This is a genomic window from Roseomonas sp. CCTCC AB2023176 (assembly GCF_042259275.1).
GTDB lineage: Bacteria > Pseudomonadota > Alphaproteobacteria > Acetobacterales > Acetobacteraceae > Roseomonas.
Map to the genome: position 1 here is coordinate 1,212,962 of NZ_CP170086.1, position 24,913 is coordinate 1,237,874.

Annotated in this window: 19 protein-coding genes and 3 pseudogenes; 6 read left to right on the forward strand and 16 right to left on the reverse strand. The window is 71.7% G+C overall.

What is annotated here, in order from left to right:
- Nucleotides 1-236: 236 nt before the first annotated feature.
- The 16 genes and pseudogenes from bchD to bchF all read right to left on the reverse strand — a co-directional run.
- Nucleotides 237-983, reverse strand: a pseudogene (bchD, locus tag ACE7GA_RS06080) (magnesium chelatase ATPase subunit D); the annotation flags it as partial.
- Nucleotides 980-2,067: pseudogene (gene bchI / locus ACE7GA_RS06085) on the reverse strand (magnesium chelatase ATPase subunit I). The pseudogenes bchD and bchI, both read right to left, overlap by 4 nt.
- 5 nt (nucleotides 2,068-2,072) lie before the next feature.
- Nucleotides 2,073-3,281 (reverse strand): 5-aminolevulinate synthase, encoded by a 1,209-nt coding sequence (hemA, locus tag ACE7GA_RS06090; protein ID WP_376097096.1) that lies wholly within the window; start codon nucleotides 3,279-3,281, stop codon nucleotides 2,073-2,075.
- A gap of 29 nt (nucleotides 3,282-3,310) precedes the next feature.
- Complete coding sequence (puhE, locus tag ACE7GA_RS06095; protein ID WP_376097099.1) at nucleotides 3,311-4,351, reverse strand: putative photosynthetic complex assembly protein PuhE; 1,041 nt, start codon at nucleotides 4,349-4,351, stop codon at nucleotides 3,311-3,313.
- 3 nt (nucleotides 4,352-4,354) lie between these two features.
- Nucleotides 4,355-5,428, reverse strand: coding sequence for a magnesium-protoporphyrin IX monomethyl ester (oxidative) cyclase (gene acsF, locus ACE7GA_RS06100; protein ID WP_376097102.1), 1,074 nt, complete (start codon nucleotides 5,426-5,428; stop codon nucleotides 4,355-4,357).
- Nucleotides 5,425-5,763, reverse strand: a complete 339-nt coding sequence (locus ACE7GA_RS06105; protein ID WP_376097105.1) for a hypothetical protein — start codon at nucleotides 5,761-5,763, stop codon at nucleotides 5,425-5,427. The genes acsF and ACE7GA_RS06105 overlap by 4 nt, the downstream gene beginning before the upstream one ends.
- Before the next feature lies 1 nt (nucleotide 5,764).
- Entirely contained in the window at nucleotides 5,765-6,202 is a 438-nt protein-coding gene (puhC, locus tag ACE7GA_RS06110) for a photosynthetic complex assembly protein PuhC (protein ID WP_376097108.1), read from the reverse strand.
- A gap of 8 nt (nucleotides 6,203-6,210) precedes the next feature.
- Nucleotides 6,211-6,912: a photosynthetic complex putative assembly protein PuhB gene (gene puhB, locus ACE7GA_RS06115; RefSeq protein ID WP_376097111.1), complete on the reverse strand. Its 702-nt coding sequence runs from the start codon at nucleotides 6,910-6,912 to the stop codon at nucleotides 6,211-6,213.
- Nucleotides 6,909-7,784 carry a photosynthetic reaction center subunit H gene (gene puhA / locus ACE7GA_RS06120; protein ID WP_376097114.1) on the reverse strand — a complete coding sequence of 292 codons (876 nt, stop codon included), beginning with the start codon at nucleotides 7,782-7,784 and terminating at the stop codon, nucleotides 6,909-6,911. Before puhA ends, puhB begins: the two co-directional genes overlap by 4 nt.
- A gap of 15 nt (nucleotides 7,785-7,799) precedes the next feature.
- The gene (locus tag ACE7GA_RS06125; protein ID WP_376097117.1) at nucleotides 7,800-9,188 is read right to left on the reverse strand and encodes a BCD family MFS transporter; all 1,389 of its coding nucleotides are present in this window, start codon (nucleotides 9,186-9,188) and stop codon (nucleotides 7,800-7,802) included.
- On the reverse strand, nucleotides 9,185-9,883 hold the full coding sequence (gene bchM, locus ACE7GA_RS06130) for a magnesium protoporphyrin IX methyltransferase (protein WP_376097120.1): 699 nt from the start codon (nucleotides 9,881-9,883) through the stop codon (nucleotides 9,185-9,187). The genes ACE7GA_RS06125 and bchM overlap by 4 nt, the downstream gene beginning before the upstream one ends.
- Nucleotides 9,883-10,719, reverse strand: coding sequence for a ferredoxin:protochlorophyllide reductase (ATP-dependent) iron-sulfur ATP-binding protein (gene bchL, locus ACE7GA_RS06135; protein WP_376100121.1), 837 nt, complete (start codon nucleotides 10,717-10,719; stop codon nucleotides 9,883-9,885). The genes bchM and bchL overlap by 1 nt, the downstream gene beginning before the upstream one ends.
- An 89-nt stretch (nucleotides 10,720-10,808) precedes the next feature.
- Nucleotides 10,809-14,387 (reverse strand): magnesium chelatase subunit H, encoded by a 3,579-nt coding sequence (locus tag ACE7GA_RS06140; protein WP_376097123.1) that lies wholly within the window; start codon nucleotides 14,385-14,387, stop codon nucleotides 10,809-10,811.
- Nucleotides 14,377-15,917: pseudogene (bchB, locus tag ACE7GA_RS06145) on the reverse strand (ferredoxin:protochlorophyllide reductase (ATP-dependent) subunit B). Before bchB ends, ACE7GA_RS06140 begins: the two are co-directional and overlap by 11 nt.
- A 1-nt stretch (nucleotide 15,918) precedes the next feature.
- On the reverse strand, nucleotides 15,919-17,199 hold the full coding sequence (locus ACE7GA_RS06150; RefSeq protein WP_376097126.1) for a ferredoxin:protochlorophyllide reductase (ATP-dependent) subunit N: 1,281 nt from the start codon (nucleotides 17,197-17,199) through the stop codon (nucleotides 15,919-15,921).
- Nucleotides 17,196-17,744, reverse strand: a complete 549-nt coding sequence (gene bchF / locus ACE7GA_RS06155; protein ID WP_376097129.1) for a 2-vinyl bacteriochlorophyllide hydratase — start codon at nucleotides 17,742-17,744, stop codon at nucleotides 17,196-17,198. The genes ACE7GA_RS06150 and bchF overlap by 4 nt, the downstream gene beginning before the upstream one ends.
- Before the next feature lie 259 nt (nucleotides 17,745-18,003).
- On the opposite strand from bchF, the gene ACE7GA_RS06160 reads away from it, so the two are divergent.
- The 6 genes from ACE7GA_RS06160 to hemC are packed head-to-tail and all read left to right on the forward strand — an operon-like array spanning nucleotide 18,004 to nucleotide 24,787.
- Complete coding sequence (locus ACE7GA_RS06160) at nucleotides 18,004-18,873, forward strand: B12-binding domain-containing protein (protein WP_376097132.1); 870 nt, start codon at nucleotides 18,004-18,006, stop codon at nucleotides 18,871-18,873.
- Nucleotides 18,874-18,930: 57 nt separating this feature from the next.
- Nucleotides 18,931-20,322, forward strand: a complete 1,392-nt coding sequence (ppsR, locus tag ACE7GA_RS06165) for a transcriptional regulator PpsR (protein ID WP_376097135.1) — start codon at nucleotides 18,931-18,933, stop codon at nucleotides 20,320-20,322.
- Nucleotides 20,323-20,327: 5 nt separating this feature from the next.
- Nucleotides 20,328-21,239, forward strand: coding sequence for a chlorophyll synthase ChlG (chlG, locus tag ACE7GA_RS06170; RefSeq protein WP_376097138.1), 912 nt, complete (start codon nucleotides 20,328-20,330; stop codon nucleotides 21,237-21,239).
- On the forward strand, nucleotides 21,236-22,540 hold the full coding sequence (locus tag ACE7GA_RS06175; RefSeq protein WP_376097141.1) for a BCD family MFS transporter: 1,305 nt from the start codon (nucleotides 21,236-21,238) through the stop codon (nucleotides 22,538-22,540). Before chlG ends, ACE7GA_RS06175 begins: the two co-directional genes overlap by 4 nt.
- A 13-nt stretch (nucleotides 22,541-22,553) precedes the next feature.
- Nucleotides 22,554-23,741 carry a geranylgeranyl diphosphate reductase gene (locus ACE7GA_RS06180; RefSeq protein ID WP_376097144.1) on the forward strand — a complete coding sequence of 396 codons (1,188 nt, stop codon included), beginning with the start codon at nucleotides 22,554-22,556 and terminating at the stop codon, nucleotides 23,739-23,741.
- Nucleotides 23,738-24,787 (forward strand): hydroxymethylbilane synthase, encoded by a 1,050-nt coding sequence (gene hemC / locus ACE7GA_RS06185; protein WP_376097147.1) that lies wholly within the window; start codon nucleotides 23,738-23,740, stop codon nucleotides 24,785-24,787. Before ACE7GA_RS06180 ends, hemC begins: the two co-directional genes overlap by 4 nt.
- The last annotated feature ends 126 nt before the right edge of the window (nucleotides 24,788-24,913 follow it).

The window sequence follows — 24,913 nt, forward strand, 5'->3', positions numbered from 1 at the left end:
CGCCGCGCCGCTGCGCCCGGCCGTGGAGGCCCCCGGAGCGGCCCGGCCTGGAGCGCCTGCAGCAACCCGGCCGGGATCGCGGCCTGGGCCGCGGCCAGCACCACCTCGTCCAGCGTGGAGGGCGCGTTCTCCTCCTCCCCGCCATCGCGCGGATCGGAAGACTCTTCTGGCGGAGGCGGCGGCTCCCCTTCGGGTGGGGAGGGCAGCACCCGCGCGCGCGGTCCGAGCACGAGCCGCGCGGCCGTGCCAGCGTCGCTGGCCGCCACGGAATCCCGTCCCGCCAGCGCCGCGAGCGCGCGGGCGACCCGCAACGCCAGGATGGGCGGCCGCAGCGACCCGATCCCGAGCGAGGCGGCCGCGGCGCAGAGCGCCCGCGCGACCTCCCCATCCGCCTCCACCCGCGCGAGGCGCGCGCGGGACACGGCGATCCGGGTCGCGTCATAGGGCGCGTCCGGCAACGACCGCACCGCGTCGAGATCGAGGTGCAGCGCCAGGCGCTCGGTCAGGATCGGGGGCGGCGCCTCGTCGTCCAGGCCCTCGTCCAGCGCGACCAGTCCCAGCCGCGCCGGCATCCGCTGCGTGAGGCCGTCGCGTTCCAGCGCGACCTCCCCCGCATCGAGCACCGCGGCCAGCCGCGCGGCCATGCCGGGCGGGAGGCGTTCCGCCATGGGCAGGACGACCACCCCGCCATGCGCGGCCGCCAGCACGCCCCGTTCCACCACGGGCCGCCCGGCCCGCAGCGTGGCCGCGATGTCGAGCCCGCCAAGCACCCGGCTGTCCGGTGCGTTCACGGGCAGGCGGCGGATGGGCACCTCCGGCGTCAGGTCACGCAGCAGCGCCAGCCAGGCATCCCGCACGGGCCCGGGACGCGCGCGAAGGCGCACCCCGCCCAGTGCCGCCGGATCCAGCGCCATGAGGCAGGCGGCGAGCACCGCATCGTCTGCTTCCGCCGCCGGGGCGTCCACGGCGGCGTGCCGGCTCATCCCCCGAGGACCTCGGTGACGGCGCGGTCCACGCGGGTCGTCGCGACCGCCTCGTCCAGCGGGTCGCGGCGCAGGCGGTGGCGCAGCGCCGGTGCCGCCATGCGACGCAGGTGCGCCGTCCCGACCTCCGCGTCGCCCTCATAAGCCGCGAGTGCACGCGCCGCGCGCATCAGGGTGAGTTCCCCCGCAGCCCGTCCGTGCCGAGCGCGATGCAGAGCCGCGCCGCATCGGCCAGCGCCGCGTCGGGCACTGTCACCTCGGGCAGCCGCGCGCCGCCCCGCGAGGATGCGCGCCCGAAGCGCCGCTTCTTCCCCGCCCAGGCCGCGACGAAGGCGGCCGGATCGCGTTCGAACGCATCGCGCCGTCGCACGACCTCGACACGCGCGGTCAGGTCCGTCGGCGTGCGCACTTCCACCGCGAGCCCGAACCGGTCCAGCAACTGCGGCCGCAGGTCGCCTTCCTCCGGATTGCCGCTCCCGACCAGCACAAAACGCGCGGGATGGCGAAGGGAGATCCCCTCGCGCTCCACCACGTTCTCGCCGGAAGCCGCGACGTCCAGCAGAAGGTCCACGAGGTGGTCCTCCAGCAGGTTCACTTCGTCGACGTAGAGGAAGCCGCGATGCGCACGGGCGAGAAGCCCCGGCTCGAAAGCCTTCACGCCCTCGGTCAGCGCCCGCTCGATGTCGAGCGCGCCGGCCACGCGGTCCTCGGTCGCGCCGAGCGGCAGGTCCACCACGGGGACCGGCACCTCCGCCGTACGGCGGGACCCGCGCCGGCAGGAATCACAGAAGGCCGCGGGCTTCGCCGGATCGCAGTTGTAGGGACAGCCCGCGACGACGTGCATCGGCGGCAGCAGTGCCGCCAGCGCCCGCACCGCCGTGGATTTGCCCGTCCCCCGGTCGCCGAGGACGAGGACGCCCCCGATCGCCGGGTCCACTGCCGCCAGCAGCAACGCGTCCCGCATCTCATCCTGCCCGACGAGCGCCGAGAAGGAGAAGACCGGCCGTGCCGCGCGCGCCACCGGCGCCGCCGCGCGCGGCCGGCGAGGCCGCACGACCGCGGGCGGGGTGCCGAAACCATCCATGGCGCTCAGGCCGCGCGCTTCAGGTCGAGCGCGCCCCAGATCGTGCCCAGCGCATTCATCAGGTGGTCGATATCCGCGTCGGTATGGGCGGGGGAGGGCGTGATCCGAAGCCGCTCCGTCCCGCGCGGGACGGTCGGGTAGTTGATGGGCTGGACGTAGATGCCCCAATCCTCCAGCAGCACATCGCTGATGCGCTTGCAGGCGACGGGGTCGCCGACCATCACCGGCACGATGTGGCTGGGGTTCGGCAGGTGCGGTACGCCCATCGCGTCGAGCCGCCGGCGCACCGTCGCCACCCGCTCATGCATGCGCTGCCGCTCGGCGTTGCTGCCGCGCAGGTGGCGGATGGAGGCCAGTGCGCCTGCCGCGACGTGCGGCGGCAGGGACGTCGTGAAGATGAAGCCCGTGGCGAAGGAACGGACGAAGTCGCACATCGCGGCGGAGCCGGCGATGTAGCCGCCCATCGTCCCGAAGGCCTTGGCCAGCGTTCCCTCGATGACGGTCAGCCGGTGCGCAAGACCCTCGCGCTCGGCGATGCCGGCGCCCGTGGGGCCATAGAGGCCGACCGCGTGCACCTCATCGAGGTAGGTCATCGCGCCGTACTGGTCGGCGACGTCGCAGATTTCCTTGATCGGCGCGATGTCGCCATCCATGGAATAGACGGATTCGAAGGCGATGAGCTTCGGCCGGTCCGGATCGAGGTCGGCCAATTGCTTCGCCAGGTTCTCCACGTCGTTATGCGCCCAGATCCGGCGCTCCGCCCGGCTCTGCCGGATACCCTCGATCATCGAGGCGTGGTTCAGCGCGTCCGACAACACGACGCAGCCCGGCATCCGCCCGGCGAGCGTCGAGAGGCTCGCCCAGTTCGACATGAAGCCGGAGTTGAACAGCAGCGCCGCCTCGGTGCCGTGCAGGGCTGCCAGCTCGCGCTCCAGCAGCACGTGGTAGTGGTTCGTGCCCCCGATGTTGCGCGTGCCGCCCGCCCCGGCGCCGCACCGGTCCAGCGCCTCATGCACGGCGTCCAGCACCACGGGGTGCTGCCCCATGCCGAGGTAGTCGTTGGAACACCAGACCGTGACCTCGCCCGGCCCCTGGCCGTGATGCGCCGCCCGCGGGAAAGCCCCTGCCTTACGCTCCAGGTCGGCGAAGACACGATACCGACCTTCCCGGTGCAGCCCGTCGATCTGGCGGCGGAAGAACCCCTGATAGTCCATCGCCCAACCCCTCTCCCTCGTCCGGCGGTTCACGCCGGATATCGTCTCATTCTCGTGGCCGAACAGGCCTCGAAGGCCGCGCGCAGGCGCGACCCGTCCACCCGACCCGTCGCGGTCACCCGCCCCGGACCGTCCTGGCCCGCGGCCGGGGACAGGCTTGGCTGGCCCGCGGCCACGTCGAACCGGACCCAGCCCTCGCCGACCAGCACCACACCCTGCAGGCGGTCCACCCGGCCATAGGTCCCGCGCGCCACGGCCTGCAGCAGGCGCTCCAGCCCGCCGGGGTCGCACTGCCCCAACTCGGCGCTGAACCCCCGGGACCGGAAGCCCCAGCCCCACAGCAGCGTGGCCGGAAGCGGCAGCAGCATCAGGGCATGTTCCAGCGCCCCGAGGGCCGCCAGCGTGCCCAGCAGCGTGAAGCCCACCGCCGTAAAGGAATCCGCGCCGGGGGCGAAGGCCGTCCACAGCAGCAGCCCCGCGACGGCCACGGAACCGGCCAGCGAGAACGGCAGGAGCGGATTGCCACGCGCCTTCCCGAAATAGGTGCCGAGGTAACGAAGGTGATCCGGCAGGAACTCGGCGTTCGAGTTCCGCACGCCAAGGAACAGGTTGAGCTTGGACGAGAGCCGCATCCCGAAGAGGAGCAGCACCGTCCAGAGGCCGATCCGGTTCGGCCCGTCCCAGGTCAGGTTTGCCGTCCAGAGCAGGGCCGACAGGATCGCGAGCTCATGATGCAGCAGCGTCCGCGTGGCCCGCACGAACCGTCCCCAGCCACGCAGGCCGGGCGGGCAGGCGCTCCGTTCCGGCCCCGTGACGAAGCCCGTCAGGAAGGCCAGTTCCAGCCAGCCCCAGATCGCGAGGCCGCCGAGGAACCCCACCACCGCCCCGTGCGGTGTCGCCAGGTCGCTTGTCGCATGCAGCCCGAACACGGCGGCTCCCAGCAGCAGCGTCGCCGCGCCGAGGGAATAGGCAAAGGTCTCCCGCCGCATGCCGTCGAGGTACAGGATCAGTCCCGTCGCGAACCACCACAGGAAGATCGCCACGACGGCCGGGAGGAGGTGCTCGACCATTCGCTACCAGGCCGGCGCCAGGCGCACGTCGTCCCGCAGCGTCCCGCGCCGCGGCGTCCGGAAGTAGAGCCTCGCGAAGGTCGCGGCCGCCATGGCGCCGTGCCCGATACGCCGGGCCGTCCCGATGATGCCGCCCCGCGCCTTCGCAGCCGACATCCGCTCGCTGATCAGCCGCAGCCGCTCCAGGTCAGCCATGAAGCGCGGGTGTTCCACGTCGAGCGTGTCCGGGAAGATCTGCCGGCAGATCTCCTCGGTGATCCGGAACACCTGCAGGTCGTACTCGCCCGGCGTCATTCCCAGGGCCCGGTGGAAGGCAGGGCGGCCGTGGTCGCGCACATACATCGTCGCGAAGACCGCCAGCTGGAAGAACCGCGCCCAGTACTTGTTCCGCCCGGAGACGAGGTGCGGGTTCGCGCGCATCAGCAGGGCGAAGGCCTCGCCGTGGCGGAACTCGTCGTTGCACCACTCCTGGAACCAGTTGAAGATTGGGTGGAAGCGCAGCTCCGGATGCCGCTCGAACTGGCGGAAGATCGTGATGTAGCGCGCGTAGCCGATCTTCTCCGACAAGTAGGTGGCGTAGAAGATGAACTTCGGCGTGAAGTAATGATACTTCTTCGCCTTCGTCAGGAAGGACAGGTCGACGCCGACGCCCAGGTCCTTCAACGCGTCGTTGATGAAGCCGGCGTGCCGTGCCTCGTCCCGGCTCATGTAGCCGAACAGGGCGCGCATGTCCGGGTTCTTCACCCGCTTCCGGATCTCGGCGTAGAGCACGCAGCCCGAGAACTCCGCCGTGACGGAGGAGATGAGGAAATCGAGGACCTCCGTCTGCAGGTCCTCCGGCAGGTCGGCCAGCCGGAAGTCGTCGAAGGCTGCCGTGCGCCGGAAGTGCCCCCGGTTCGGGTCGCGCCGGAATTCCTCCATCAGCGCGTCCCATTCGGCGCGGATGGAGGACACGTCGATGCGGTCCAGGGCAGCGAAGTCGGTCGTGTAGAAGCGTGGGGCCAGCACCGTGTCGGTGGCCGCGAGCTTCGTGCTGGCGTTCAGGTCGGCCCGGACGGCCGGAGAAACGGCGTTCATGCCAGCGCCCCCTTCGGCTCGAAGCCGCAATGATAAAGTTCGGTCAGTTCGAAGAGGGCCACGGCGGTCGTCCAGGTCCGCTCCGCCCAGGCCGCGCGGTGCACCGTGGCGCGGCCCGGAAGGGTCACGACGGTCCCGAAGGGAACGTTGTCCGGCGCCCCGTGCACCATTACCCGGTCGCCGGGTCGCAGCTCGACCCCTTCCGGGATGGCATGCGCGTGCAGGCTGTCGGCCGTCCGCTCGATCTCGATCGTGCAGGGCACGTCGAACGAGCGGGAGCCGAAGGCTCGCCAAAGCAGTCCGGGGCCGTGATTGCCGGGGCCGGTGTCGTCCATGTCAGCGGCTCTCCTCCACCTGGGCCGTCAGCAGCCGCCCGAAGGCGGCGGCGTTCGTCGCGCCGAAGGCGCGAAGCTCCAGGTGACGGCCCGTGGAGCGATCCTCCAACGTAATGCGCCCGTCTGTCCAGTCCGTTAGACGAAAAGGAGTGTCAAGGTTGGCTTCCATGCGGCGCCGGTCACGGGCTAGGCCCCGCAAAGTGCCGCGAATAAAGCCGTCGTCGCCGGGGAGGAGAACGGCAACGACGGTCCCGGCCGAGTCGCGAACGGTCACGGCACCGTCGCTGCGATCATCGAACCGAAGGTCTCGGGAGTGGACGGGCGCGGCATTCGACACCTCGTCCGCATGGCCCCACAGGCGCGAGGCCCCGGCCGCCACGACCGAGAATACCATCAGGCCTGCGAGGCCGATGAGCGGAATGCGCGGAGCGAGGGCCATGGCGCGCCTCAGGCCGTCACGGGCTGCCGCGCGCCGGCCGGCGCGGCATCGGACACCGGCATCGCGGGCACCGGCTGCTCCGCCTGCGCCGCGAGGGCGCGGGACAGCAGGCCGGCCACCGTGGCCGCGTCGGGGATGCAGCGCAGCATCGGCTCCGGCCGCCCGAACCGCCAGGGCCGCGCGTGCGGCCAGAGCGCGACGTAGGACGCGCGGTGCGGCGCCATCACGCTCAGCACCACGTCGCCCGACCCATCCGCCTCGACGCGCGCCGAGGCGCTGCCGATCGCCGAGAAGGGGATGTGGATCGTCAGCGGCAGGGCGATGCCGACCCGCATGACCAGCCGCTGGTCCGTCACGGTGTAGAGCGTCGTCCGTGCCGAGAGCCGCGCGAGGAGCGCGAGGATTGCGATCGGCACGGCGCCGAGCGCGAGCATCAGGGCGACGCCCGTCGCCGCCGCCGCGGCCCCTTCCGGCCACAGCACGACGCCGCGCCATGCCGCGAGGACGAGGAAGTAGATCGCGATCCCCCGCAGGTGGAAGGCGCGCCGCGCCAGGCGGCCGGCCTCCGGCGCCCCCTGCCACAGGATGGTCTCGCCGGCGGGCAGGCGCTCGGGGAGACCGCGGACCGGCTCCCCCTCGTGCTCGCGGATCGGCGCCTTGCGCGACAGCGGGTTGGTGGTGTCGAGGCGGGGATGGACGACAGCATTCATAGCAGCGGTCCCATGCGGTCCGGGGTTGCGTAGATGTGGCCGCCGGCGAAGTAGCCGGCGATCCGGTCCTCTTCCTTCAGCGTGATCTCGTCGCGATGCCGGATGGCCGGCGCCGCAGCGAGCTGGTGCGACAGGACCGAGGCGATCCGGACGCGCCGCTGGCCCCCGTCGATGCGGCACAGCAGCATCGGGACGAGCACGCGGCGCGTTCCGGTCTGCATCGCTTCCTCGATCGGCACGGGATGGTCGTCGCCGACCGCCTGCGGCAGCGGCGCCGTCGGGTTGGCGTCGAGCGGCGCGATCGGCCAGTCCTTCGGCCGCGGCACCGTCACCTCGAGGTAGCGGACGAAGGTCTCGGACCGGTCGATCCAGGCCTCGTTCACGAAGCCCGCGACGACGCCGTCCGTGGTCACGACGTCGAAGCCGCGCGGGTCCGGATCTTCCGTCGCCAGGTAATAGCCGGGCGCGGCACGCAGCGGGACGATCTTCGGCTCGTTCGTGTCGAAGGTCAGGTCCGGCTCGTCCTTGCGCTCGGCGTAGGAGGCGACGCCGACGCCGTCCTGCATCGGGTCTCCGAGCGGCTCCATCGGGGCGCCGGGCCACGCGGCGCCGGGCACCATCAGGCCGGTCAGGTCACGCTCACGCCGCGGCACGATCTCCGGGCCGACATGCGGCAGGACGAAGGGCTTCGGCGCGGGGATGGGCGGCCAGCCCTGGACCTTGATGCGGTCGCTGCGGTCGGAGACGAGCGGGTAGCCGTCCCGTTTGTCTTCGCGGCGTAGGTAGTAGACCAGTCCCGCGAAGAACAGGAAGAAGGCGTAGAGCGTCAGCTCCGCGACGTCGAAGGTACTCGTGAAGGCAGCGGTCGGCATGGCGATCCTCCGGTCTCAGGCGTTGCGGATCACCACCGGTCCCGGCGCGCGCTGCGCGAGGGGACCGAGGGCCGCGAGGGTGACGAAGAGCAAGGCGATCTCGAGGAGGTAGACGGCGCCGTAGGGAACGGCGGGTCCCGTCAGCGCCTCGCCGAGGCTGCCGTCGAGGGCGGGATGCATGAGCATGTCGCGGATCGCGCCGCCGAGGCCGATGGCGCATCCCGCCGCCGTGGCCTGCACCGCGCCCCAGGCGCCGAGCGCGAGCCCGATCTGGCCGGGCGGCGCGACCTGCATGCAGCCGGTGAGCGTCGCGTGGGCGAAGAGGCCGGCGCCGAACCCGATCAGCGCGACGCCCAGCGCGAAGACCGCCGCAGAGGCAGCGGGCGCCGCGAGCGTGACCGCGGTGAAGGCCGCGATCCCCGCCAGCAACCCGCCGGCCGCCACCCGCGTCGTGTCCACGCCGCGTCCCATCAGCCGCGCCGCCAGCACGAAGCCCGCGATGCCCGACGCCGCGACGAGCGCCGTCAGCAAGGTCGTGGAGGACACCGACAGGCCGAGGATCTCGCCGCCATAGGGCTCGAGCAGGATGTCCTGCATGGAGAAGGCCGCGGTCCCCAGCCCGGTCGCGACGAGCCGCCGCGTCCAGGGCCCCTGCGTCCGCAGCGCGCGCCAGGATTCCCGGAAGCCCGGGAGGTCGGCCCGCCCGCGACGTCCGGGCATCCGCGGTTCCTGCCGCCAGAGTGCGGTGATGTTCAGGATGATGGTCAGCACCGCCGCGCCCTGGATCACCTGGATCAGCTTCAGCTGCGAGAAGTCGTGCAGCACCGCCCCGAAGCCGACGGCCGCGACGACCATGCCGAGCAGCAGCATCACCGACAGCAGCGCGACGACCCGTGGCAGGGCTGCGGGCGGCGCCAGGTCGGCAGCCAGCGCCAGGCCGACCGTCTGCACCGTGTGCAGGCCCGCGCCCACCATCAGGAAGGCGAGCGCCGCAGCTACCGGACCGACCCAGGCCGGCCCGTTCGTGTCGCCGGACAAGATCAGCAGCGCGAAGGGCATAATGGCGAGGCCGCCGAAATGCACGAGCGTGCCCATCCAGATGTAGGGCACACGCCGCCATCCCAGCGCGGAGCGGTGGTTGTCCGACCGGAACCCGATCAGCGCCCGCAGCGGTGCGAAGATCAGCGGCAACGCGACCATCGCCGCGACGAGCCAGGCCGCGACGCCAAGCTCCACGATCATCACCCGGTTCAGCGTGCCGATGAGCAGCACCGCCGACATCCCGACCGAGACCTGGAACAGCGAGAGCCGGAGCAGTCGCCCGAGCGGCAGTTCATCCGTCGCCGCATCGGCGAAGGGCAGGAGGTTCGGACCCAGCCGCGTCCAGGCGCGCGCGACGTTCACCGCCGCAGCTCCAGGGCCTGGGAGATGTAGAAGCCCGTGCTGATCCGCCCGCCGCCACCGGCTCGCCAGCCCGCGAGCGCCGGCTCCGACGCCAGCCGGTGCCGCAACGCCGCGTCCCGCACCGGCTCCACCGCCGGCGCGCGATCGGACCTGGGGAAGAGCCGGCCGACCGCGTGCATCGCGCCGAGCGCCGGCGTCCAGGGCGCGAAGGTGAAGGCGATGGAGGACCGTACCCGCGGCGCCAGTGCCCCGAGGGCGCGCGCCACGTCGTCCGGCCGGTAGTGGATCAGGCTGTCCATCGCGACGGCGTGATCGAAAGTGCCAAGGGAGGGCGAGAGCATGTCGCCGACGCGAAAGGTGACGCGATCCGCGCCGTCCTCTCCCGCCGCGCGTTGCCGCGCGAGCCCGACGAGGGTCGGCGAAAGGTCGATCGCCACCACCTCCGCGCCGCGCCGTGCCGCTTCCAGCGCCAGCGCCCCAGTTCCGCAGCCCGCATCCAGAACGCGCGCGCCGCGCAGATCGTCCGGCAGCAGCGACAGCAGCTGCGCCCGCATCGCGTCCCGCCCCGCCCGTACCGTCGCGCGGATTCGCCCGACCGGCGCGTCGGAGGTCAGGCGCGTCCAGGCCTGCACCGCCGTGCGGTCGAAGTAGTCGAGGAGCTGTCCCCGTTTCTGCGTGTAGGTCGCGCCGTCCATCAGTCGAACCCCAGCAGGTCGAAGATTTCACGATCCTTGAGCGGAACCGGAAGCCGGTCCTTCATGGTCTCGCCCGCCCAGAGCGCGGCCGCGAGACGCATGTATTCCGCCTTCACCGCGGCCAGCGCCGGCGTCTCATCCATCTCGAACAGCGTCGCCTTCTTGAGGCGGGACCGCCGGATGTCGTCGAGGTCCGGGAAGTGCGCGACCGATTCGAGCCCGACTCGGTCGTTGAACTTGTCCACCTGATCGTGCCCCGCGCTGCGGTTCACGATGACGCCGCCAACCCGCACCGGGTAGTTCTTCGACTTCGCCTTGATCGCCGCAACGATCCGGTTCATCGCGAAGATGCTGTCGAAGTCGTTCGCCGTGACGATCAGCGCCCGCTCCGCATGCTGCAGGGGCGCCGCGAAGCCGCCGCAGACCACGTCGCCAAGCACGTCGAAGACGACGACGTCCGTCTCCTCCAGCAGGTGGTGCTCCTTCAGCAGCTTCACCGTCTGCCCCACGACGTAGCCGCCGCAGCCCGTCCCCGCAGGCGGCCCGCCAGCCTCGACGCACATCACGCCGTTGTAGCCCGGGAAGACGAAATCCTCGGTTCGCAGCTCCTCCGAATGGAACTCCACGGTCTCCAGCACGTCGATGACGGTGGGGATGAGGCTCTTCGTCAGCGTAAAGGTGCTGTCATGCTTCGGGTCGCACCCGATCTGCAGCACGCGCTTCCCGAGCTTGGAGAAGGCGACCGACAGGTTCGACGACGTCGTGCTCTTCCCGATCCCGCCCTTCCCGTAGACGGCGAAGACCTTGGCCCCGCCGATCTTCAGGCTCGGGTCCATCTGGACCTGCACGCTGCCCTCGCCATCCTCCCGCCCGCGGGGGATGGCACCCCGGATGTAGTTGTGTCGCTCGATCGTCGGCGCTTCACTCATGCCGCTACTCCTGCGCCAATGCCTTCGAGGCGGTCTTCGAGTTCTTCGCCGGCCTGTCGCAGCCGCTCCAGCACGTCCGGTGCGGGCTGCCAGTACCGGCGCTCATGCGCCTCGATGAGGCGGTTCGCGATGCGGGCGGATGCGGCGGGGTTCAGCGCCGCGAGCCGTTCCCGCATCTCCGGGTCCAGCATGAAGGTCTGCGCGGCGTGCTGGTATACCCAGGGCGCGACGGAACCCGTCGTCGCCGACCAGCCCATCGTGTTCGTCACCTGGCTCTCGATCTGGCGCACGCCTTCGGCGCCATGGGACAGCATCGCCTCGTACCACTTCGGGTTGAGCGTGCGCGTCCGGCTCTCGATCGCGACCTGCTCGGACAGCGTCCGCACGCTGCCTTCGCCGCGCGTCTGGTCGCCGATGTAGATGTCCGCGTCCTGCCCACGGGCCCGACGCACCGCGCGGGAGATCCCGCCGAGCGTGTCGAAGTAGTGGTCGATCGTCGTCACGCCGAGCTCGACCGAATCGAGGTTCTGGTAGGTCGCGTCCACCCCCGACAGCGCGTGCGCCAGCACCGCGTCATGCCGCGCCGACTTCCCGTCCACGCCATAGGCAAAGCCCTTGCGGCGCAGGTAGGTGTCGGCCAGCTCGTCCTCGCTCTCCCACGCCCCTGCTTCGAGCAGTTGGTTGACGTTGGCGCCGTAGGCCCCTTCGGCGTTGCCGAAGACCCGCAGCGCCGCCTCTTCCAGCGTCCCGCCATGCGCGGCCTGGAAAGCCAGGGCATGGGCGCGGATCCGGTTCATCTCGGGCGGCTCGTCGGCACCGGCGGCCAGCAGCGCGGCCTCCGCCAGCAGCTTCGTCTGCAGCGGCAGCAGGTCGCGGAAGATGCCGGACAGGGTTATCACCACGTCCACGCGCGGCCGCCCCAGCTCCGCCAGCGGGATCAGACGCGCGCCGGACAGCCGGCCGTAGGAGTCGTGCCGCGGCGCCGCGCCCATCAGCCACAGCGCCTGGGCGATAGGCCCGCCCTCGGTCTTCAGGTTGTCCGTTCCCCAAAGGACGATCGCCACCGTCTCCGGCATCGCCCCGCGCTCCGCGACATGCCGCGCCAGCAACCGGTCGGCCTGCCGTGCCCCGTCCTGCACCGCGAAGGCGCTCGGCAGCCGGAAGGGATCGAAGCCATGCAGGTTACGGCCGGTCGGCAGTACCTCCGGCGTCCGAAGCAGGTCGCCGCCCGGCGCCGGCCGCACGAAGCGTGCATCGAGCGCCCGCAGGATTGCCGGTGTCTCGTGGTCCTCGGCCAGTAGCGCATCCAGCGTCGCCCGCCGGTCGGGGTCGGTAATCCCCGCCGCATCGAGCGTCGCCGCCCGCGCCTCGGGCCCCGGAGGACTGCCAACGATGTGCAGGCCGTGCGGGATCAGCGCGTATTCCAGCTCCAGCAGCGCCGCCCCGAGCGAGACGACTTCCCGGTCCACGGTGTCCGCGGCCCATTCCGGCTCGGCCGGAACCAGGTCCACCGCCGCCGCCTGCGCCTGCACCAGCGCCGCCAAGTCCAGGCGCCCTGCCGCGTCCGCCGGGTCCAGCGCCCGCAACCGGCCCAGCGACGCCTTCAGGTCGAGCAGCCCACGGTACAGCCCGGCCTGCGCCACCGGCGGCGTCAGGTGGCTGACGAGCGTCGCATACGCCCGCCGCTTGGCCAGGGCGCCTTCGGACGGGTTGTTGGACGCGTAGAGGTAGAGGTTGGGCAGGTCGCCGATCAGCCGGTCCGGCCAGCACGCCCCGGACAACCCGGCCTGCTTCCCCGGCATGAACTCCAGCGCCCCGTGCGTGCCGAAATGCAGCACGGCATGGGCGGCGAAGTCTTCCCGGATCCAGCGATAGAAGGAGGAGAAGGCGTGCGTCGGCGCGAAGCCCCTCTCGAACAGCAGCCGCATCGGGTCTCCCTCATACCCGAAGGCCGGCTGCACCCCGACGAAGACATTCCCGAACTGCGCGCCGAGGATTAGCAGGTTGCGCCCGTCGCTGTTGTGGCGCCCCGGGGCCGCGCCCCATTGCCGCTCGATCTCCGCCAGGTGGGGCTCCCGCCGCACGTGGTCGTCGGCCGGGATGCGCGCCGCGACGTTCGCGACGGTGCCGTGGCGCGAAGCATTGCCTTCCAGCACCGCCGCGCGCAGCGCGTCCACCGTCGGCGGGACGTCCACGTCGTAGCCGCCGTCGCGCATCGCCCGCAGCGTGTTGTGCAGCGACGCGAAGACCGAAAGGTACGCCGCCGTCCCGACGCTCCCCGCATTCGGCGGGAAGTTGAAGAGGACCACCGCGACCCGCCGCTCCGCGCGGGCCGACCGACGCAACGCGACCATCTTCGCCACCCGCGCTGCCAGCATCGTCGCGCGCTCGGGGTGCGACGCCATGTCGCGCCGCGCCTCGCCCGGGGCGGCGGACGAACGGCCGCCGAAGGTCATCGGCCCCGTCGCCCCGTCGAGCTCGGGGATGGCGACCATCATCGTCGCCTCGACCGGCGTCAGGCCGCGCGCATCGGCCTCCCACTGCTCGATCGTCTGGAATTCGAGCGGATGCGCCGCGAGGTAGGGAACGTCGAGATCCGCTAGGATCTCCTCGGCCGCCCGCGCATCGTTGTAGGCAGGACCGCCGACGAGCGAGAACCCTGTCAGTGACAGCATCGCATCCACCGACGCGACGCCGTCCCGCTTGAAGTACCGCTCGATCGCCGGCCGCTGGTCCAGCCCGCTCGCGAAGGCCGGGATGGCCCGCAGCCCCCGCGCTTCCAGCGCCGCGATCACACCGTCGTAATGCGCGGCGTTCCCCGCCAGCGCGTAGGACCGCATCAGCAACAGGCCAACCGTGCCTGCACTCCCGGTCCCGGTCGGCAACTCCTCCAGCCGCTCCACGATCCGCCCACGCGCCTGGGGGTGGTAGAGCCCGACGTCCGGATACTGGATCGGTGCCGGCGCCTTCAGCGTCCCGCCGGGCACCGCACGCGGCGCATAGCGCCCGACGAGCAACCGCAGCAGGCTTCCCAGATTCTCCTCGGACCCCGCCAGCCAGTACTGGAGAGCCAGGAAATACGCCCGCACGTCCTGCGCCGTGCCGGGGATGAAGCGCAGCAGCTTCGGCAGTTCCCGCAGCACCCGCATCTGCGCCTGTCCGGACGACGGGGCCCCCGACTTGCCCTTACCGCCCCGCAGCCGCTTCAGGAGCGCCAGCGGGCCGCGCGCCTCCGCCGACATGTCGAAGCGCCCGAGCCGGGTGAGGCGCATGACCTCCCCCGCGCTGAGCATGCACAGCATCGCCGCGCAGTCGTCCCGCCGCGCCGCCAGCGCCGGCAGCACGGGCCGGATATGGTCCTCCAGGAACAGCATCGTCGTGACGACGATGTCCGCCCTCGCGATGTCGGCATGGCAAGCGGCCAGCGCCGTGGGGTCGCTCCCCCATTCATCCGCCGCGTGCACGGCCAGCCGGAGGCCGGGGACGTCGCGCCGCAGCGCCGCCTCGGCCGCCGCGGCGGCGCCGGCCAGGTGGCTGTCCATCGTGACGACGGTGATGCGGACGCTATCGCGCATAATGCGCCTTCGCGTCATAGAGAGCCTCGACAGTCACGGTCGCGATGCCCCTTTCCCGGGCGAAGGATTCGGTGTTTCGCCGCGCCTTCCCCCGAACGAAGAACGGGATCCTCTTGAGCTCCCGCTCAGCCTCCGGATGCCACATGACATCCGTCGTCGTCGCCACGACCTCGGCAACCGGCTCCGCGGCCGCATGCCCCAGGTGGGATGGCGCGGTATCCGAGAACTCCGGATCCTCCCGGAACATCGCGATGAGGTGCTCCTCGAGCCCCATCATCAGCGGATGCACCCAGGTGTCGAACAGGACGTTCGCGCCTTCGAACCCCATCACCGGCGAGAACCGCGCGGGGAAGTCCTGCACGTGCACGGGGGCGGAGATCACGGCGCAGGGGATGCCGTGCTTCTTCGCAACGTGCCGCTCCATCTGAGTGCCGAGGACGAGTTCCGGCCGCAGCTCCGCGACGCGCTCCTCCACGTCGAGATAGTCGTCCGTGATCAGCGCCTCGACGCCGAGCCGCGCCGCCGCGTCGCGCACGTCCCGCGCGAACTCCCGGGAATAGGTGCCGAGGCCGACGACCTCGAAGCCCAGCTCCTCCGTCGCGACCCGCGCGGCGGCGAGGACGTGGGTCGCGTCGCCGAAGATGAAGACCCGCTTGCCCGTCAGATAGGTCGAGTCCACGGACCGCGAGTACCAGGGCAACCGAGACGACTCGGCCGCCAGCACCGGCGCGGCATCCACGCCCGCGAGCGCCGCCACCTCCGCGATGAAATCCCGCGTCGCCCCCACGCCGATCGGCACGGTCTTCGTCGCGGGCTGCCCGAAGGTGCGGGAGAGCCAAGACGCCGCCTGCCCCGCGATCTCCGGATAGAGCACGACGTTGAAGTCGGCGTCCCCGAGCCGCGAAAGGTCGTCGGGGGTCGCACCCTCCGGCGCCGTGACGTTCACCTCGACGCCCAGCCGCGCCAGCAGCCCCCGGATCTCCCGCACGTCATCGCGGTGCCGGAAGCCCAGCGCACAGGGCCCGAGGATGTTGCAGCGCGGCGCACGATCGCCGCGCGGCGCCCGCACGGTCCCCGGCGCCGGCGCATGCGGCCCCGCGAAGGCGCGAACCAACTGGTAGAAGGTCTCCGCCGCCCCCAGTTCTCCTTCTTTTGGTAGGACGGCAGTTCCACCGCGACGACCGGCACCGGCAATCCCATCGCGCGGGCCAGCCCGCCCGGATCGTCCTGGATCAGTTCGGCCGTGCAGGACGCGCCGACGAGCAGCGCCTCGGGGCGGAACCGCTCATACGCCTCGCGCGCCGCGTCCTGGAAGAGTTGCGCGGTGTCGGAACCAAGGTCCCGCGCCTGGAAGGTCGTATATGTCACCGGCGGCCGGCGGTCCCGCCGCTCGATCATCGTGAACAGCAGGTCGGCATAGGTGTCGCCCTGCGGCGCGTGCAGCACGTAGTGCAGCCCGCGCATCGCCGTTGCGATCCGCATGGCCCCGACATGCGGCGGCCCCTCATAGGTCCAGACCGCGAGCTTCACCCTACACCTCCAGCCGCGCGCGGCGCGCGAGCGGTCGGGAGAACAGGCCGGCGAGGTCGCCCGCCTGCTCGTATCCCTGGATCGGCGTGAAGACGAGTTCGATGGACCATTTCGTCGCCAGCCCCTCCGCCTCGAGCGGATTCGCCAGCCCGAGCCCACACACCGTTAGGTCCGGCCGCACGGCGCGGCAGCGATCGAGTTGCCGATCCACATGTCCGCCCTCGCTCAGCGCCGTGCCGGCCGGCAGCCAGGCCAGCTCCTCGGCCAGGTGCTCGCGATGGATGTAGGGGGACCCGACTTCGTCCAGTTCCATTCCCACCTCGCGCGACAGGAACCGCGCCAGCGGCACTTCCAGCTGAGAATCGGGGAAGAAGAAGACGCTCCGCCCGGCCAGGCGCTCGCGATGCGCGGCGACGGCGCGCCGCGCGCGCTCCTCGCCCGCTTGCGTCGCGGCGCGGAACGTCGCCTCGGTCACACCCCACTCGCGCGCGGCGGCCTGCAGCCACGCCGTCGTGCCCTCCGCACCCAAGGGGAAGGGAGCCGCCAGCCGGCGCGCGCCGCGGTCGGTCAGCGCGCGAGCCGTGTCGCCGAGGAAGGGCTGCGCCAATAGCATCCGCGTCCCCGGCCCGACCGGTGGCAGTTCCCGCGCGCGCCGTGGCGGCAGGAAGTGTACGGGACCGATCCCCATGGCGGCGAAGAGGCGCCGAAACTGGTCCTCCACGACCTCCGCCAGCGCCCCGACGACCAGAAGCGACCGCGAGTCGCTCGCGGCCATCTCCGGCACCAGCGCGGCGAGGCAGGCGTCCTCGCCCTGCGTGAACGTCGTTTCGATCCCGCTGCCCGAATAGTTCAGCACGACCACGTCCGGCCGCACGCGCCGCGACAGCCGCTGCGCTGCCCGCGACAGGTCCAACTTGATCACCTCCGACGGGCAGGACCCGACGAGGAAGAGCAGCTTGATGTCAGGGCGTCGCTCCAGCAGCCGCGACACGACCCGGTCCAGTTCCTCGTTCGCGTCGGCGAGGCCGGCGAGGTCCCGCTCCTCGATGATCGCCGTCGCGAAACGCGGCTCGGCAAAGATCATCACCCCCGCCGCGGCCTGCAGCAGGTGCGCACAGGTCCGGCTTCCCACGACGAGGAAGAAGGCATCCTGGATCTTGCGGTGCAGCCAGACGATGCCGGTCAGCCCGCAGAAGACCTCGCGCTGCCCGCGTTCCCGCAGCACCGGCGCCGCGGTGCAGCCTGCGGCCTCCACCCTCGGCGCGGGCGAGATGGCGTTCATCCTGCCGCCTGCAGCCGCGCCACGCGCAGCTTCATGAGGAACTGTGCCGCGTTGATCGCGTAGGCCACGTAGGCCGCGAGCGCCAGCAACAGCTGCGACCGCCCGTCACCCCAGCCGAACAGCACGGCCGCGACGTAGACCGTGTGCAGCCCGATGACGAGCATGGAGAAGACATCTTCCCAGAAGAACGCGGCGGCGAAGAGGTAGCGGCCGAAGACCACCTTCTCCCAGATCGCGCCGGTAACCATGATCGTGTAGAGCACGAAGGTCTTCAGCACGACGGACGCCGTCGCGACCGCGAGACCTTCCCCCGTCAGCAACGTCCGTACGACCAGCCCGAGGCTGACGAGGAAGACGAAGAACTGCACCGGCGCGAGGATGCCCTGCACCAGCGTCCAGCCCGTCTCGTCACGCCGCCGCCGCTCCTCCACGCTGTAGATCGGCGCGGCGCGCCGATGCTGGATGGCCGCACGCCCGGAACCCGCCGTCCACGGACAGCAGTCGAATGGTTCCAGGACACGATTGATCAGCCCGCTGTCGCGCATCGCTTGACAAGCCCCTTCCTGGAAGCGCCGGCTTCGACCGGCGCAGTCGAACGGGCGGACCGGCCTGTTCCGTCGGGGCAGTCTCCGGTCGCATCGCATATCCGACTGAGCCGCATGCCGTTCCTCGGAGGTGCGTCGTTCCATGCCGCGCACCTGGGGGAACGATAGGGGGGAGGAAGGCCGAGTGTCAATCGAGGTTTACGTCATTCCAAGTTGACACTCTTGTTCCGCCCGCCCTAGGGTCGGGGAAGAAACAGATATGGTGACCAAGCCGATGGGGCCGGTCGCGGTGGACCTGGGGAATTTGGGCGAAACGCGGGGCGCGCGTGTGCCCCGGGCCGTTCCCGCCCGCCTGAACTCGCCTCGCGCCGTGCTCTCCCGCACGATCGCGGAGGAGATCATCCCCCGCCTTCTCCTCGTGCATCGCAACGCGCCGACCGCCGAGGAGGCGCGTCGCCCGCCGGTGGATGGCACGGACGTCGCGGCGCTTGCGACCGCCCTTCTCGCCGATGACGGGCCCGCTGCCGAGGAAGCGGTCGAAGCCGTCCGCGGCCGCGGCGCGACGCTGGAGCACGTGGCCCTGGACCTCATGGCCCCCGCCGCCCGCCGGCTCGGCACCATGTGGGTGGAGGACGACTGTTCCTATACCGACGTCACGCTCGGCATCTGGCGGCTCCAGCGCATCCTCCGCGGCCTATCGCCGCTCTTCGAATCGCGCGCCGACCAGGTGCGCGGCGGCACGCGGCGCGCGCTGATCACCGTCATGCCGGGTGAGAATCATTCCTTCGGCACCGATATCGTCGCGGGCTTCCTCCGCCTCGCGGGCTGGGAGGTCTCGAACGAGCCCAGCGGCACCTCGGCGGAACTCGCGAAGCGCGTGCGCCACGACCCCGCGCGGATCATCGGCCTCTCCTGCGGCTGCATCGAGGACCTGGAACCGCTCGCCACGCTCGTCTCCGCCGTCCGCCGCGCCGCCGCGCAGCCCGTCGGCGTCATGGTCGGCGGCCAGGTCTTCGCGAAGGCACCGCGCCGCGCGCTGCGCCTTGGCGCGGACGCCGTGGCCCACGATGCACGGCATGCCGTCCGGCAGGCCGAACGCCTCCTGCAACTTCTCGATTTCGCGCACTGAAGGGCATTTGAGTTTTGCTAGCGGAGCACGCGTCTCAGCCAAGGAACACCGTCTCTCGTGAAACCGTTCAAGTCGGCCGCACGGTCGCTCGAGGGACTGGACGCCAAGGCGGTCGGGCTCCTCCTCGCGGCGGCGGCTGACATCGTCCTCATCCTGGATCGCGACGGCATGGTCCTCGACCTCGCCATCAGCAACGAAGCCCTGACCGAAGACCTCGGCGGCGCCTCGGGCTGGGCCGGGCGCGCCTGGGCCGAGACCGTCGCGCTGGACAGCCGCCCAAAGGTCGAGTCGCTCGTGCGCGAGGCGAAGCCCGCGGGCGTCGCGCGCTGGCGGCAGGTCAACCACCCGGGGCAGGCGGACGCGAGCGTACCCGTCCTCTACGGTACCGTTGCCCTGCCGAAATCCGACCGCATCGTCGCGATCGGCCGCGACCAGCGCGCGGTCGCCGCCCTGCACCAGCGCCTCGTGGACGCGCAGCAATCGATGGAGCGCGACTACGTCCGCCTCCGCCACGCCGAGTCGCGCTACCGCCTGCTGTTCCAGATGTCAGCCGAAGGCGCCCTCATCCTCGATGCCGCGACGCATCTCGTGCAGGAAGCCAACCCCGCGGCGGAAGCGCTGCTCGGCGGTGGCCCGCTCGCCGGCCGCTCGCTCCTCGATGCCTTCGACTCCGCCGTCGGCCAACGCGTCGCGACGAACCTCGCGGAGGTCCGCTTCGCCGGCCGTGCGACCGAGATCCAGGCCCTTACCCCGTCCGGCGACACGCTTCTCCTCGCCGCCGCGCCCTTCCGCCAGGACCGCGCGCCGCTCCTCCTGCTGCGCCTTCGCGTGGCGGACGGCGTACCGGCAGCCGCACCGCCCCCGCCCGGCCTGCTCCGCGCCGCACAATCCTCGCCCGACGCCCTCGTCTCGACAGATGCCGACGGCACCATCCTCGCCGCGAATCCCGCCTTCCTCGACCTCGCCCAACTGGAGGCGGAGTCGCAGGCCGTCGGAGAATCCCTCGAACGCTGGCTCGGCCCGGGCCTGGAGTTCGAAGTCCTCCTCGCCACCCTCCGCACCCGCGGCTCCGTCCACCTCTTCGCCACGACGATGCGCGGCGAGCACGGCACGAACGTCGAGGCCGAGGTCTCCGCCGCCCCGCTCGGCGATGACGGCGCGGGCTACGGCTTCTGCATCCGCGACGTGGGCGCTCGCCCCGCCCCCAAGACCTCTCCCGGCGCGCACCTCGCCCGTCCCGTCGAGCAGCTCACCGAGCTCGTCGGACGCGTGCCCCTGAAGGAACTCGTGCGCGAGACGACCGACGTCATCGAACGACTCGCCATCGAAGCCGCGCTGCAACTGACCGACGACAACCGCGCCTCGGCCGCCGAGATGCTCGGACTCTCGCGCCAGAGTCTCTACGTGAAGCTCCGCCGCTACGGCCTCGGCGGCAACGAGGCGGAGTAATGGCCATGTCCGGCGCCGCGACCCTCCCCACCCCGACGCGGCGCTTCCCCGAAGCCTCGGCGGTGCTCGAACTCCTCAAGCCCGTGACCTGGTTCCCGCCGGTCTTCGCGTTCGCCTGCGGCGTCGTCTCCTCCGGCGCGCCGCTCGCGGACCGCTGGCCGATGGCGCTCCTTGGCCTGCTCCTCGCCGGCCCGATGGTCTGCGGCATGAGCCAGGCGGTGAACGACTGGTTCGACCGCCACGTGGACGCGGTGAACGAACCGCATCGTCCCATCCCCTCCGGCCGCATGCCCGGCCGCTGGGGCCTCTACGTCGCGGTCGCCTGGACGCTCCTGTCGCTCCTCGTCGCGCTGCCGCTCGGCCCCTGGGGCTTCGCCGCCGCGGTCGTCGCCATTGCGTTCGCCTGGGCCTATTCCGCGCCGCCGATCCGTCTCAAGGCGAATGGCTGGTGGGGCAACCTGGCCTGCGGCGCCTGCTACGAAGGCCTGCCCTGGATCACTGCCGCCGCGGTCATGGCGGGCGGCACGCCCTCCACGGCCACCTTCGCCGCCGCCGCCCTCTACTCCCTCGGCGCCCACGGCATCATGACGCTGAACGACTTCAAGTCGGTCGAGGGCGACCGCCGCTTCGGCATCGGCTCCCTCCCTGTCCTGCTGGGCCCGGAGCGCGCGGGCCGCGTTGCCTGCGTGTTCATGGCGGTGCCGCAGGCAGTCGTCGCCGCACTGCTCCTCGCCTGGGGCGCGCCCTGGCACGCCGCCGTCGTCGCCGTGCTTCTCGCGGGACAGGTCGCCCTCATGGCGCGGCTGCTGCGGGACCCCCGCGGCCTGGCGCCCTGGTACAACGGCACGGGCGTCCTACTCTTCGTCACGGGCATGATGGTCACGGCCACCGCCATCCGCGCGGGGATCGGCGCGTGAACCCCGCCCCGCTCTCCTGGCCCGGCATCCTCCGCCTCGGCCTCGTCCAGACCGCGCTCGGCGCCGTCGTCGTGCTCACGACCTCCGCCATCAACCGCGTCATGGTCATCGAGCTTGCGCTCCCCGCGACGCTGCCCGGCCTTTTGGTCGGCCTGCACTACGCCGTGCAGATGATGCGCCCGCGCATGGGCCACGGATCCGACGTCGGGGGACGCCGCACGCCCTGGATCCTCGGGGGCATGGCGCTGCTCGCGGCCGGCGGGGTGGGCGCCGCGGCCGCGACCGCGCTGATGGCCGACCACCTCGCCGCCGGCATCGTTGCAGCGCTCCTCGCCTTCGTCGCGATCGGCCTCGGCGTCGGCGCCGCGGGCACGTCGCTGCTCGCCCTCCTCGCGACTCGCACCGCGCCGGCGCGTCGCCCCGCCGCGGCCTCCGTCGTCTGGATCATGATGATCGCCGGCTTCGTCGTGACCACCGCCGCAGCCGGGGCGCTCCTCGACCCGTTCACCCCCGCGCGCTTGGTCGCCGTCTCCGCCGGCGTCTCCCTCGCCGCCCTCCTCCTCGCGACCGTAGCGGTCTGGGGCATGGAGCCCGCGCGCCCGGCAGCAGCCGCGCCGGCCGCGGTGAAGCCCGACTTCCGCGCCGCCCTCCGAGAGGCCTGGGCCGATCCCGACGCGCGTCGCTTCACCCTCTTCGTCTTCGCCTCGATGCTCGCCTATTCCGCCCAGGACCTGCTGCTGGAGCCCTTCGCCGGCGCCGTCTTCGGCCTGACCCTCGGCGAGACGACGCGCCTCTCCTCCCTCCAGCACGGCGGCGTCCTCGCCGGCATGATCCTCGTGGCCCTGCTCGGCGCCACCGGCCTCGGCCGCCCGCGCGGGATCACCATCGGCGGCTGCATTGCCGCAGCCCTGGGCGCGGCCTCGCTGACCGTCGGCGCCGCCGCACCGCATGCCTTCCCGCTCCAGGCCGCCTGCTTCGCGCTCGGCCTCGCCAACGGCGTCTTCGCCGCCTCCGCCATCGCCGCGATGATGGCGCTCGCCGGCGAAGGCCGTGGCGGGCGGGAAGGCGTGCGCCTCGGCCTCTGGGGCGCGGCGCAGGCCATCGCCTTCGGCCTCGGCGGGATCGTCGGCACGGTCGCGGTGGACGTGGCGCGTTGGGCTCTCGGCTCCGCCCCCGCCGCCTACGGCATCGCCTTCGCCGGCGACGCCGCCCTCTTCATCTTGTCCGCCGCACTCGCGCTGGGCATCGGGCGCCGCGCCGTCGCGCCGCCGTCACACGCATTCGCCGCTTCGGGCGATTGAGGGGAGGACGACGATGTCCGACACCTACACCTACGATGCCGTCGTGGTCGGCGGCGGCCCAGCGGGCGCCACGGCCGCGGACGACCTTGCCTGTCACGGCCGGAACGTCCTCCTGCTCGACCGCGCAGGCCGCATCAAGCCCTGCGGCGGCGCGATCCCGCCGCGCGCCATCCGCGACTTCGATATCCCGGACCACCTGGTCGTCGCGCGCGTGAACAACGCCCGCATCGTCGCCCCCTCCGGCAAGGAGGTGGAGATGCCGATCCAGGGCAACGGCTATGTCGGCATGGTGGACCGCGACGTCTTCGACGAATGGCTGCGCGACCGCGCGGCGTCGCACGGCGCCGAGCGCCGCACCGGTACCTTCGACCGCGTCTCCCGCGACCCCGACGGCACCGCCGTCGTCGAGTATCGCGACGCGGGCGGCGACACCCACCGCCTCCGCGCCCGAACGGTGATCGGCGCGGACGGCGCCAACTCCGCCGTCGGCAAGTCCTGCGTCCCCGAGACGCGCAAGACGCCGTTCGTCTTCGCCTACCACGAGATCATTCGCGTGCCTGAGGACGCGAAGGACTGGAATGCGAAGCGCTGCGACGTCCGCTACGACGGCCGCCTCTCCCCGGACTTCTACGCCTGGATTTTTCCGCATGGCGACACGGCGAGCATCGGCACGGGCTCGGCCAGGAAAGGCTTCGCCCTACGTGATGCCGTCGGTGCGCTCCGCCGCGAAACCGGCCTCGACCGCGCCGAGACAATCCGCCGCGAAGGCGCCCCCATCCCGCTGCGTCCTCACCGTCGTTGGGACAATGGCCGGGACGTTGTCCTCGCCGGCGATTCCTCCGGCGTGGTCGCGCCCGCTTCGGGTGAGGGCATCTACTACGCGATGCTCGGCGGCCGCCTCGCTGCCGATGCCGTCGAAGCCCTGCTTGCCACCGGCGACGTCCGCGCCCTCGCCACAGCCCGCAAGCGCTTCATGAAGGACCACGGCCGGGTCTTCTGGATCCTCGGGATCATGCAGCGCTTCTGGTACCGCAACGACTGGACGCGGGAGCGCTTCGTGAAGATGTGCGCCGACCCCGACGTGCAGCGCCTGACCTGGGAATCCTACATGAACAAGAAACTGGTCCGGCGAGACCCCCTGGCCCACGTGAAGATCTTCTTCAAGGACATGGCCCACCTCCTGGGCTTGGCACGCGCATGACCACCCTCGACGAACTCATCCGCTTCGCCGTCGCCGACGAACCGGCCCTCCTCGATCTTCCCGATGACGGCCGGATGGTCCCGCCGCACGCGCGGGCCCTGCCGCTCCGCGTCGGCACGCGGGGCTCGCCGCTCGCGCTCTGGCAGGCGCGGCACTTCATGTCGTGCGTCAGCCGCTTCTGCGCCGGCGTCCGCACGCACGACGCCTTCCACGAATGCGTCATCGCCACCACCGGCGACCGCGTGCTCGACCGCCCGCTCGCCGAAATCGGCGGCAAGGGCCTCTTCGCGAAGGAGATCCACGAAGCCCTGCTCGACGGCCGGATCGACTTCGCCGTCCACTCGCTGAAGGACCTGGAGACGGAGATGCCGCCCGGCATCGTCCTCGCCTGCGTCCTGGAGCGCGAGGACAACCGCGACGCCCTCATCCTCGGCCAGGTGCGCGACGCGATCGGAAACGACGCGGCCGACCCTTGGGCCTGCCTGCCCCACGGCGCCCTGGTCGGCACCGCATCCGTCCGCCGCGGCGCGCAGCTCCTGGCTGCCCGCCCCGACCTGCGGGTCGAGCCCATCCGCGGCAACGTCCAGACCCGCCTGATGCGCCTCGCCGAGGGCCGCTACGACGCCACCCTCCTCGCCCTCGCCGGCCTGAAGCGCTTGGGGATGGAAGCCGCGGCCGACGTGGTGATCGAAACCCATGCCATGCTCCCTGCCGCGTGCCAGGGAATCGTCGGCATCACCTGCCGGGAGGACGACGCGGATCTCCGCCAGCTCCTCGCCGCGGTGGAGCATCACGAGAGCCGGATCGCCGCAGATGCCGAACGCGCCCTTCTCGGCACCCTCGACGGCACCTGCCACACCCCGATCGGCGCCCATGCCCGGCGCCTGCCCGACGGCCGGCTGCACATGGAGGGGATGATCGCCCGCGCCGACGGCTCCTTCCTCCTCCGTCGCTCCATCACCGGCGCGCCGTCCGAAGCCGCCGAGCTCGGACGCGAACTGGGCGAGAGCCTGTGGCGCGACGCGCCGGCGGACGTGCTGGGCTGAGCGTCGGCGCTTGTGACCCCGGGGAGGCTCTGCCTCCCCGGACCCCGCGGGCTGTCTACGGCCCTGTCTGGGTGGACCCCCGAAGTTCGGTCCGTCCAAACAGAGACGTGAAAAAAAGATCGCGGT